The organism is Mesorhizobium sp. WSM1497 (assembly GCF_001672455.2).
GTDB classification, from domain to species: domain Bacteria; phylum Pseudomonadota; class Alphaproteobacteria; order Rhizobiales; family Rhizobiaceae; genus Mesorhizobium; species Mesorhizobium ciceri.
Map to the genome: position 1 here is coordinate 5,533,916 of NZ_CP021070.1, position 10,554 is coordinate 5,544,469.

9 protein-coding genes are annotated in these 10,554 nt (G+C 61.4%); 3 read left to right on the forward strand and 6 right to left on the reverse strand.

From position 1 onward, the window contains the following. Positions 1–10: 10 nt before the first annotated feature. From cysQ to cysD, 3 genes are read right to left on the reverse strand one after another with little or no spacing between them, the layout of a single operon-like run. Entirely contained in the window at positions 11–802 is a 792-nt protein-coding gene (cysQ, locus tag A9K65_RS27220; RefSeq protein WP_024503689.1) for a 3'(2'),5'-bisphosphate nucleotidase CysQ, read from the reverse strand. Between the two features lie 10 nt (positions 803–812). Continuing rightward, on the reverse strand, positions 813–2,750 hold the full coding sequence (gene cysN / locus A9K65_RS27225; protein ID WP_024503688.1) for a sulfate adenylyltransferase subunit CysN: 1,938 nt from the start codon (positions 2,748–2,750) through the stop codon (positions 813–815). A 2-nt stretch (positions 2,751–2,752) separates the two neighbouring features. Further along, positions 2,753–3,658 carry a sulfate adenylyltransferase subunit CysD gene (gene cysD, locus A9K65_RS27230; RefSeq protein ID WP_013532711.1) on the reverse strand — a complete coding sequence of 302 codons (906 nt, stop codon included), beginning with the start codon at positions 3,656–3,658 and terminating at the stop codon, positions 2,753–2,755. Between cysD and A9K65_RS35350 the strand changes: the two genes are divergently transcribed. From A9K65_RS35350 to A9K65_RS27245, 3 genes are read left to right on the forward strand one after another with little or no spacing between them, the layout of a single operon-like run. Continuing rightward, positions 3,657–4,145 (forward strand): hypothetical protein, encoded by a 489-nt coding sequence (locus tag A9K65_RS35350; protein ID WP_127224166.1) that lies wholly within the window; start codon positions 3,657–3,659, stop codon positions 4,143–4,145. The genes cysD and A9K65_RS35350 overlap by 2 nt on opposite strands. After that, positions 4,142–5,440 carry an O-antigen ligase gene (locus A9K65_RS27240; RefSeq protein WP_063171706.1) on the forward strand — a complete coding sequence of 433 codons (1,299 nt, stop codon included), beginning with the start codon at positions 4,142–4,144 and terminating at the stop codon, positions 5,438–5,440. The genes A9K65_RS35350 and A9K65_RS27240 overlap by 4 nt, the downstream gene beginning before the upstream one ends. Beyond that, positions 5,437–6,372: an NAD-dependent epimerase/dehydratase family protein gene (locus tag A9K65_RS27245; protein WP_064995166.1), complete on the forward strand. Its 936-nt coding sequence runs from the start codon at positions 5,437–5,439 to the stop codon at positions 6,370–6,372. The genes A9K65_RS27240 and A9K65_RS27245 overlap by 4 nt, the downstream gene beginning before the upstream one ends. A gap of 35 nt (positions 6,373–6,407) precedes the next feature. On the opposite strand, the gene A9K65_RS27250 is transcribed toward A9K65_RS27245, so the two are convergent. The 3 genes from A9K65_RS27250 to A9K65_RS27260 form a co-directional block, all read right to left on the reverse strand. Continuing rightward, positions 6,408–6,944 (reverse strand): sugar transferase, encoded by a 537-nt coding sequence (locus tag A9K65_RS27250; protein ID WP_013532714.1) that lies wholly within the window; start codon positions 6,942–6,944, stop codon positions 6,408–6,410. Positions 6,945–7,066: 122 nt separating this feature from the next. Beyond that, positions 7,067–8,002, reverse strand: coding sequence for a glycosyltransferase family 2 protein (locus tag A9K65_RS27255; protein WP_064995197.1), 936 nt, complete (start codon positions 8,000–8,002; stop codon positions 7,067–7,069). 93 nt (positions 8,003–8,095) lie between these two features. Then, positions 8,096–10,081, reverse strand: coding sequence for a nucleoside-diphosphate sugar epimerase/dehydratase (locus A9K65_RS27260; RefSeq protein ID WP_063167692.1), 1,986 nt, complete (start codon positions 10,079–10,081; stop codon positions 8,096–8,098). Positions 10,082–10,554 lie beyond the last annotated feature (473 nt).

Consider the following 10,554-nt stretch of genomic DNA (forward strand, 5'->3'; position numbering starts at 1 on the left):
CCGGGCCTTCTCAGGCGGGGCTGACCCCTGCCCCGCCGCTGGCAATGAAATGCGGATTGGCGAAATCCTCGTCGTCGCTTTGCCGGCGCTTCCCATAGACCAGAGGCTGGCCATCGAGCGTGCGCGTCATGCCACCGGCGGCGCGCAGGATGGCGTCGCCTGCCGCCGTGTCCCATTCCATGGTGCGGCCGAAGCGCGGATAGACATCAGCCTCGGCACTGGCGAGAAGGCAGAATTTCAAGGAGGAACCGACCGAGACGATTTCGGCGGCACCAAGGTCGCGAATATAGGCCTCGGTTTCCGGCGTGTTGTGGGAACGGCTGGCGACGACGGCCAGAGGCGCCACGGCCGTTCTCACCGAGATCGGCCGGCGGCCGACGATCTGGTAGCCGCCATCGATTTCGAGAGATTCCGCCCTTCCCGGCAGGCCGGAAAAGAAGCGGCCCGTGCAGGGCGCAAAGACGACGCCGACCTCCGGCACGCCATCGCGAACCAACGCTATGTTGACGGTGAAATCGGTGCGGCGGTTGACGAATTCCTTGGTGCCGTCGAGCGGATCGATCAGGAAGAAAGCCCCATTTAGGTCGGGCGGCACGATGCCGGCGGAAGCTTCTTCCTCGGCCACGCAGGGGATATCGGGAAATGCGGCACGCAGTCCGGCGAGAATGATCTTTTCGCTCTCGCGGTCCGCCTCGGTCACCGGCGAGGCGTCGGACTTGCGGTCAACCGCACAGCCGGCGTGGAACACGCGCATCACCTCGCGCCCGGCCGACAAGGCCAGGCGCTCGAAGATTTCAAGCATCAGCCTGTCGTCAGATGCCGCCGCCGCTATCGTATTGGTCTTCGGCAATGTCGCGCTCGTTCAGCCAGTGTTCCAGGGCGTCGACCATCTCTTCGGCCGATTTGCCGAGTGTCTGCAGATGGATCTCCGGGGTTTCCGGCGCTTCATAAGGGGAATCGACGCCGGTGAAATTCTTGATCTCGCCATTCAGCGCGCGCGCATAGAGGCCCTTCGGATCACGCCGGGCGCATTCCTCGAAGGGCGTATCGACGAACACCTCGACGAATTCTCCGTCGGCCATCAATTCACGTGCCATGCGCCGTTCGGCGCTGAACGGCGAAATGAACGAAACAATGACGATCAACCCGGCATCGGCCATCAAACGCGCCACCTCGGCGACGCGGCGGATGTTCTCGACGCGATCGGCATCGGTAAAGCCAAGATCGCGATTGAGACCGTGACGGACGTTGTCGCCGTCGAGGATATAAGTATGACGGCCGGTGGCGAACAGCTTCTTTTCGAACAGGTTGGCGATGGTCGACTTGCCGGATCCCGACAGCCCGGTGAACCAGAACACGGCGGGCCGCTGGTTCTTCATGTCGGCGCGCACGCGCTTGCCGACATCGAGCGACTGCCAATGGATGTTTTCGGCACGACGCAGCGAGTGCAGGATCATGCCGGCGCCGACCGTGGCGTTGGAGATGCGGTCGATCAGGATGAAGGCGCCGGTTGTGCGGTTTTCGGCGAAGGGATCAAAGGCGATCGGCGTCCGCGTCGAGATGTTGCAGATGCCGACTTCGTTCATTTCGAGCGACTTGGCCGCTTCATGGGCAAAGTCGTTGACGTTGATCCGGTATTTCAGATCGGTGACGGTGGCGCTGGTCTGGTCGGTCTCGGTGCGCAGGATGTAGGAGCGGCCCGGCAGCAGCGCATGCTCGTCGAACCAGACGATGTTGGCGGCGAACTGGTCGGCGACCTGCGGCCGTGCGGCAGGCGAAACCAGCATGTTGCCGCGCGAGATTTCGACTTCGTCGTCGAGGACGAGCGTGACGGCCTGTCCGGCAGCCGCCTGGGCGAGATCGCCGCCATACGAGACGATCCGCTTGACGCGCGAGGATTTGCCCGACTTGGCGACAACGACCTCGTCGCCGGGCGCAACCGAGCCGGAAGCGACCGTGCCGGCAAAGCCGCGAAAGTCGAGATTGGGACGATTGACATACTGGACCGGGAAACGGAACGGCAGTTCGACCATCGCTTGGTCGACCGACACGGTTTCGAGATGCTCGATCAGCGTTGGGCCGGAATACCATTCCATGCTTTCCGACCGACGGCTGACATTATCGCCATAACGGGCCGACATCGGGATCGGCACAATGGTCTGGAAGCCGAGATCGCGCGAGAATTGCCCGTAGTCTTCGACGATCCGGTCGAAAACCGTCTGATCGAAATCGACAAGATCGATCTTGTTGACGGCCAGCACGACGTGGCGGATGCCGAGCAGCGAGGCGATGATCGAATGTCGCCTTGTCTGGCGAAGCACACCCTGCCGGGCATCGATCAGCACGATCGCCAGGTCGGCGGTCGAGGCGCCGGTGGCCATGTTGCGGGTGTATTGCTCGTGACCAGGTGTGTCGGCGACGATGAATTTGCGCTTCGGCGTGGCAAAGAAACGGTAGGCGACGTCGATGGTGATGCCTTGCTCACGCTCGGCCTCGAGGCCGTCGACCAGCAGTGCGAAATCGATGTCGTCGCCCGTCGTGCCATGCTTGCGCGAATCGCGTTCGAGCGCGGCGAGCTGGTCCTCGAAAATCTGCTTGGTGTCGGACAGCAGGCGCCCGATCAGCGTCGACTTGCCGTCATCGACCGAGCCGCAGGTCAGGAAGCGCAGCAGCGACTTCTTCTCCTGCGCCGCCAGATAGTCGCGAACGCCGTCGGTGGGGGCGAGGCTCTTTGCCATGATGTGGCGCATGGTCAAAAGTACCCCTCGCGCTTCTTCTTTTCCATCGAGCCGGCTTCATCGCGGTCGATCAGGCGCCCCTGCCGTTCGGATGTCCGTGCCGTCAGCATTTCGCCGACGATGGCTTCCAGCGTGTCGGCCTCCGATTCGATGGCGCCAGTCAGCGGATAGCAGCCAAGCGTGCGGAACCGCACGAGCCGGTTCTCCACTGTCTCGTCGGGGCGGAGTTTCATGCGCTCGTCGTCCCGCAGGATCAGCATGCCGTCGCGTTCCACCACCGGCCGTTCCTTGGCGAAATAGAGCGGCACGATCGGGATACTTTCCTGCAGGATGTACTGCCAGATATCCAGCTCGGTCCAGTTCGACAGCGGAAAGACGCGGATCGATTCACCCGATGCGATGCGGGTGTTGAATATCTTCCACATTTCGGGGCGCTGGTTCTTCGGATCCCACACATGCTGGGCATTGCGGAAGGAAAAGATGCGCTCCTTGGCGCGCGATTTCTCCTCGTCGCGACGTGCGCCGCCAAAGGCCGCGTCGAAGCCGTATTTGTCGAGCGCCTGGCGCAGCGCCACGGTCTTCATGACATGGGTGTGGGTGTTCGAACCATGGTCGAACGGATTGATGTTGTCGCGCACGCCGTCTTCGTTGACATGAACCAGGAGATCGAAGCCGAGTTTCTGCGCCATCTGATCGCGAAAGGCGATCATCTCGCGGAACTTCCACGTCGTGTCGACGTGAAGAAAGGGAAATGGCGGCTTGGCGGGATAAAACGCCTTCATCGCCAGATGCATCAACACGGATGAATCCTTGCCGACCGAATAGAGCATGACCGGCTTGGCAAAGGCGGCCGCAACCTCGCGGAATATATGGATGGACTCGGCCTCAAGCCGCTGAAGATGCGTAAGCGCTGTTGTCATGGACCGTGGGCGTTCTTTCGTATTTCCAACAGAAGACCTGCCTCAAATCATCGAGCTTTTGCGCCCGGTTCGAGCCTTGTTTCTGGACAATCTTCCTCGTGCCGGCGTTCTAGCAGATCGCCGTTGTCAAGAACAATGCAAGACTGGCCCGGCCGCACATGGTTCGAGAATGAATTTTCCACAGATACCATCAAACCCGGAAATTCCTGCCCGCAAGCTCAACAACCGAGAAAACGCGGGGAAAATATTGCTTGAATGGCCGGCTACGGCTTTCAAGCGACTTCCCTTGGCCGACCGTCGCCTGCCGCCGATTTTCGGTGGCAATCCACCAGATACACTATCGAAAACGGGGGGCGGCCGCTATACCAGCTTCGGCAGCGGGCAAGCGCGTTATGAGGCCTGGGCAATTTCGAGGCGAGCGCATTCAACTTCGCTAAACAAGATCCGCCGCATGACACTTGCCGAAAACAGCGAGCCCGAAAATTGAACCGGCTTTCATCCCTCACACAGCAATTCTCGCCTTCGCGGATCAACAACTACTTCTCCATCCTTTGCTTCTTTTTTCCACCGGTTCTGGGGTCGGTGGTCAGCTTTGTGTTCAATTGCGGAGGCCTTTCGTCCGCCCTGCTGATTGCTTTAGGGAAAAGGCGCTTCAACGCCGACCGGCCCATGATCTGGATGACGGTCGCGATCTATGCCTACTGCGCCGCCAATCTCCTGGCGTCCATCGTCAACAACTCGTTTGTCCGGGATGCGCCGCATCTTATCCCGCTCGTCACCTTCCTGTTTTTTCCCGTGTCCTATTCGACCTGGAGCAACACGCAGAAAACCACGCTTGCCCGCATCGTCGTGCTTTCCAGCATGGCCGCCTGCTTTGTCGCGCTGCTCATGGCCGTCATCCAGCAATATTGGATTGGCGTCAGGGCGGAGGGGGGAGCCGGAAATCCGATCGTCTTCGCAACCGTCGTCTGCCTTGCCGTGGTGACGTGTGTGGCTGGCGCCTTGTCCAGTATTGAGCAAGCCCGGACACCCCTCTTCTACGCGACACTGGCCGGGACGATCGCCGTCATCTATTCCGGCTCGCGTACCATCTGGCTGGCACTGCTGATTGCCGGCATAGCCGTCATGTTGATCAACCGGCACAGGCTCAGGGGCAGGAATGCCGTTCGCCTGCTGCTGCTGCTGGCGGCAGTCGGCGTCGTGATCGCCGCTTCCAGCTTCCAGGCGATATCCGGGCGGGTCGACTTTTTGCGCTCCGATTGGGGTGCGCTTGGAGCTAGCGGCAACTACGACACCTCGTTGGGAATACGTGTTGCGCTTTGGGAGATCGGCCTCAAAGCATTCCATGACATGCCACTGTTCGGGCACGGTGTGGGTGCAACCCAGCTTCTGATCAAACAGGGCTTTCATGAGCAGTTCGCGATGGACACAGGCTTCAACCATTTCCACAACGGCTTCCTGACCGCCTTGGTGCAAGCAGGAATTCTGGGCGCCGTGACGCTGGCAGCGATCTTTATCGTTGCCGCTGGAAATGCCGCCCGGGTCTTGCGAAACAGCAGCGATCCGAACGAGCGGTTCGGCGCCACCATGATTGTCGTCGTGGTGATCACCTATCTGACGGCCGGAATGACAGGCATCCTGGTCGGCCATGACATTCTGGACTCGGTGCTGATGGTCTTCCTGGTGAGCGGAACATATCTCGCCTCCGGACGTCATGTTCCTTTGCTGGACGAACCGGCACTTGCACCAGTCACGCAAGACCTGTCTCGGGCAAGGCCATGAAGGTTCTGGTCACGGGCGCGACAGGTTTCATCGGGCGTCTTGTCGTGCGCCACTTACGCGAAGCCGGTGCCGAGCTTCGCCTCGCCTCCCGCCATCCCGAGAGGCTTGGTTCGGAGAACGAGACTGTGCCGATGCCCGGCTTCGATGCGCCGGCCGCCGCCTTCCTGGAACTGACCCGGCATATGACTGACGTCGTCCATTGCGCTGGCCTCAACAATGATCGGGGAAATGCAACCGAAGCCGATTACCAGGCGGCCAATGTGGAACTGAGCGCAAGGCTGGCGCATGCAGCGGCGGCCCAGATAAGCGGACGTTTCATTCATCTCTCCTCGATCCGGGCGGTGATCGGCGCGCACGTCAGCGCAACGATCGACGAGGACACGCTTCCTGCCCCACAATGCGCCTATGGACGCTCGAAGCGCGAAAGCGAGATCACGGTTTTGGACGCCTATGCGTCGCATGGCCGCTCCGACGCCGCCGTGTTGCGCCTGCCTCCGGTCTATGGAAGTGGCATGAGGGGAAATCTGGCAACGCTGATGCGCCTTGCCGATACGCCGCTGCCGCTGCCGACTGGTGCCTTGACCGGAATCCGTTCGCTGATGTCTTCCGAGGCCGCGGTGCGAGCAGTGTCGCACCTGCTCAGCCATTCCGGGCTGCTTCGCCCGATCTATGTCGGCGCCGATGTGCCGCCGGTCGCCCTCGACGCCGTCATCGCCGCCTTTCGCAGAGGTTTGGGGCGGCCTGTGCGCCTGATGGCGATGCCGGCCGGGCTGATACGGCCGGTGGTGGCCGCACTCGGCAGGCGGGCGTTCTGGGACAGCCTGACCGCGACACAAATATGCGACCCCGCCCTGCTGGTATCGCAGGGGTGGACGCCCGAAGCCGGCACGCTTGAGCGGCTGGCCGAGCTGGCGCGGCTCAGCAGATCCTGACTTTCTTGCTTGACCATGATCTTTTCATGGTCTGCTCAGCGGTAGAGCGTTCCAAACAGGATCCGAAGATCGAGCCAGAACGACGCGGTGCGGAGGTAGGCAGCATCCGTTTGCGCCAAGAGCTCCGGGTTAGACATGTCGATGCCCCTGATCTGGGCCAGGCCGGTTATGCCCGGCAGCGCCGCCAAAACCCCCAGCCGCCTGCGACACTCGATCAATTCCGTCTGGGTCGGCAGGCAGGGCCGCGGCCCGACCAGGCTCATTTCCCCCTTCAAGACGTTCCAGAATTGCGGCAGCTCATCCAGCTTGAACTTCCGCAAGACCTTTCCAACCGATGTCACGGAATCCGCCGGCGCCTCATGCGAGGGTAGCGACGGCGTCCCGACATACATCGTGCGCAACTTGTGGCAGCGGAAAAGCCGACCGTCACGGCCGACCCGCACCTGTGAAAAAATAGCCGGGCCCGGCGACGATGCCCGAACGGCAAGGACGGTGAGCGCCAAGACAGGAGATGTCGCCACCAGCAGCAGAGCCGCACCGGCAAGATCGAAGATTTGCTTGGCTGCCTTCATGAACGGCCGATAGTGCTCCCTGCCGAAGTCCCGAGGCAATGCCGCAGGCCAATGCCGTCAATCCGGTCGACGTAGCATGAGCCGATCTCTTGACCAAGCGCGCCACGCAGCCGTCGCAATGTTCAGATGCGCCCCAGGACGAAGGCGAGATAGAGCCCCAGGTTTCCGGAAACGGTCTGCCGATAGACGCCGCTTCGGCGCAAGCCTGCCAAGCGGCGGAAAAGGCCGCCGTCGCGCCCGCGGGTGAAAAGGTCGAGGCACACCATCGCGTCCTCGGTCAGGAGGTCGCGATTGACGGCAAGGCCATCCAGGTTGAGGTCCGTCCAGCCGGCGAATTCCCCCTTAAACAGGCGGCCAAGCCGGGACACCCTTGCTTTCCAGGATACGTTGGCGCCGACCAGGTTTGCCGCATGCTGCCGGTAGCGCACCAGCGGCCGCGGATCGTAGCGGACGATGCCGCCGGCGGCGGTCACGATGAGATAGGCCCACCAGTCGTGGCTGACGAACCCGGTCCGCATGCAGGCCCTGGCCAGCAGGTTGCGTGCCGCTGCGTTGAGCAGGATGGTGTTGCCGCCGGCGATGCTTTGCACAAGCGCGTTGCGAAAGGTTGGCGGCCGGGCAAACAAAGGCGAATGGCCGACAAGGCTTCCTGTTTCCGTCATGGTCGCGGTTCGCGAACAAAACATCAGCGGGATTTTCGCATCCTGGGTCCGCATCCAGTCGATAGCGCTCTCCAGCCTGTCGGGCTCCCAGATATCGTCCTGGTCGCAGAAGGCATAGCAGTCCGCCTCGATGCGTCGATCGACGATCATGGAGCGGAAATTGGCGGCGAAGCCTTGCCGCGGCCCCTCGACGAGCGTCATTCGACCCTTGGGCCGCCAGCGGGATTTCCATGCCTCGATGATGGCGGTCGTGCCATCGACGGAGCCATCGTCGGATATCCACAGGTCGACCAGAGGGTGCGACTGCTCGAGCAGGGACTGCAGCTGCTCCTCGATGAAGGCGGCGCCGTCTTTCGTGCCCATCAGGACCGCGATGCGCAGATCATCTTTGCTCACGAGCAAGATCGCTTTCTGATTCTGATTGGATCTATCTCTTTGATTTGGCGCAATTCCCAAAGGTAAGCGCCGTGCGCTTTTCCCGGAATTGTTCTAGGTCGCCTGCCCGGCCGTCTTCGGAATCGCGTCTTGACGTGCACTTGCCCTGGCCTTCTTGGCGCGGTCGAGACCTGCCAATGCGGCGAGCGCGGCAGCCTTGTCCTGGTTTTTCGCCGACTGCTGCAGCGCCGTGAGCGCGACCTGGACATCCGACCATTCCACGACGTCCGTGCTGAGGCCGAAAATCTTCGAGATGCCGAGTTCGACGAGTTCCTCGTCTTCGCCATGCAGCGTTTCGTGGAGTTTTTCACCCGGCCTTATGCCGGTGAACCGGATCGCGACGTCCTTGTATGGGCTCTTTCCGGACAAGCGGATCATCGTTTCGGCCACTTCAAGGATCGGCACCGGCTTGCCCATGTCGAGCATATAGACGGCATAATCGTCTCCGCTCTGCCGCGACGCGGCGTCGGCCGCCGACATGATGACGAGATCGACGGCTTCGGCCACGGTCATGAAATAGCGCGTCATGCGCCGGTCGGTGATGGTGACGGGCCCTCCGGCCTCGATCTGCGCCTGGAATATGGTCGCCACCGAACCATTGCTGCCGAAGACGTTGCCGAACCGCACTGCAATGAACTTGGTGGCCGGGCGACGCCCGCTTGTCTCGCCTGCCGGCGTGCCATGCAAGGCGCTGATGATCTGTTCGGCGGCCCGCTTCGTCATGCCGAGCACTGACGAGGGATCCACCGCCTTGTCGCTCGATATCAGGACAAATTGCGCAACCCCGCACTTGGCGGCGACCTCGGCACAGACGAGCGTTCCGAAGATATTGGTCTGGATGGCCGAATCCCAGTTTTCCTCGAGCAGCGGAACATGCTTGAGGGCCGCGGCATGAAAGATGATGTCCGGCCGGAATTCCGTGACGACACGCGTTATCTGGCGCCGGTCCGCGACATCGACGATGCGGACCTTGAGGCGGTCGTGGTCCTTCTCGTCAACATACTGGCTCAGCTGGAAAATGCCGAACTCGGAGTTGTCGGCGACCAGCACCGCCTCGGCTCCGAGTTCCAGCGACCGCCTGACCAGCGTCTGGCCGATCGAACCGGCACCGCCGGTCACCAGAACGCGTTTGCCGCCGACAAAGGCGCCGATGCGCTGGATATCGGACGCGACCGTCGGCCGGCGCAGGATCGTTTCCATCTCGACGGTGTCGAGAACGAGCTTTCCGTGCTGTTCCAACTCCGAAAGGCCTGAGAACTGCACCACATTTATGTCGCCGTGCCGGGCAATGCGCACAAGTTCCGAATAGTCCTCGATTTCGTGCTCGGCGCCGCTGCCGAAAATCAGCAAGTCCAGGCTCTTGGTGCCGGTCGCATAGTCTTCCAGGACATCGATCAGGCGCGGCATTGTCGCCACCACGGGAACACCTTGAATCCGCGTGCCCAACGGTGCGCCGCGCTCGGTGGCCATGATGCCTGCGATGGAATAGTCCGCCGGTTGCGCCGTGCGCGTGAAGCGAATGATCAGGTCGGCCTCGCCGAGCCGGCCGACAAACAGAGCGCGCTTGGCCTGCTGGTCGGTCTTGCGGCTCAGAATCCCCCAGCTCGCGCCGTCACGCAGGAAGCGGTAGAACAGCCGGGGTGCCGATATGATGGTGAAGGAGACGAGGAAGAAGACGATGAACTGACGCTCGTTGAGCCCCGCCACCGGCCGGTAAAAACGCAGCAGCAGCGACGCCATGTAAAGAGTGAACGTCAAAATCGCGCAGCTCTTCAGGATGTTGAAAAAGTCCGGCGTCGAGGCGAAGCGCCAGACAGTGGTGTAAAGGCCACTGTAGCGGAACAACAAATGGCTGATGACGACGATGCCCGCCCATGTCGCCAGACCCTCGTTGGAGAACGCTTCGAACGAAAGATTCGACCGCGAAAGAATAAGGCTGAGTGCCACGGCGACCAGGACCATGACCACGTCCTGGACCATGATGAAGGCGCGCCGCATCTGTGGCCTGAGCCCGAACACAGCTTCTAGATGGGAATTCATAGGACGGCACTAGACTCCAGGCTCAAGGGCATCGACACCAGCGAAGTGCGAACACGAAGATACTTCGCGATCAATCACCTTACCCAAGTGCCATCCCCGACCCCCGCCGTCCTGTATCGCATACTGCGGGTGCGAGGGCATAGCCAGAGGTTTTTTCGGACAAGAGCGTGAATACGAGTAAGCTTGACGCCCTGTTACTGGATCGGTGGAGTCCGATCGGTGCGTTGCGATTTGGACACTGCCGCCGCGTCAGCGTTGTTTCGGTTTTGCCGCAATTGACTCTGCTCTCGACCTCGCTACGACGCAACTGGTCGAAATGGCTATGAAGGCCAAGTTTGCGGGTCGAGTGCGTGCAGAGGACAAAGCTACCAGAGGTGGGGCGCGGGCGCGCCACATTATAGTCATAACATGTCGCGACATGATGGCACGCTGGCCATTTCCATACTGGGACGGCCTTCAGAGACGTAATGACT

Coding starts and splice junctions, on each gene's coding strand:
- cysN (WP_024503688.1), bottom strand. CDS start 2,750: ATGCGCCACATCATGGCAAAGAGCCTCGCCCCCACCGACGGCGTTCGC.
- cysD (WP_013532711.1), bottom strand. CDS start 3,658: ATGACAACAGCGCTTACGCATCTTCAGCGGCTTGAGGCCGAGTCCATC.
- A9K65_RS27250 (WP_013532714.1), bottom strand. CDS start 6,944: ATGAAGGCAGCCAAGCAAATCTTCGATCTTGCCGGTGCGGCTCTGCTG.
- A9K65_RS27260 (WP_063167692.1), bottom strand. CDS start 10,081: ATGAATTCCCATCTAGAAGCTGTGTTCGGGCTCAGGCCACAGATGCGG.
- A9K65_RS27245 (WP_064995166.1), top strand. CDS start 5,437: ATGAAGGTTCTGGTCACGGGCGCGACAGGTTTCATCGGGCGTCTTGTC.
- cysQ (WP_024503689.1), bottom strand. CDS start 802: ATGCTTGAAATCTTCGAGCGCCTGGCCTTGTCGGCCGGGCGCGAGGTG.
- A9K65_RS35350 (WP_127224166.1), top strand. CDS start 3,657: ATGGACCGTGGGCGTTCTTTCGTATTTCCAACAGAAGACCTGCCTCAA.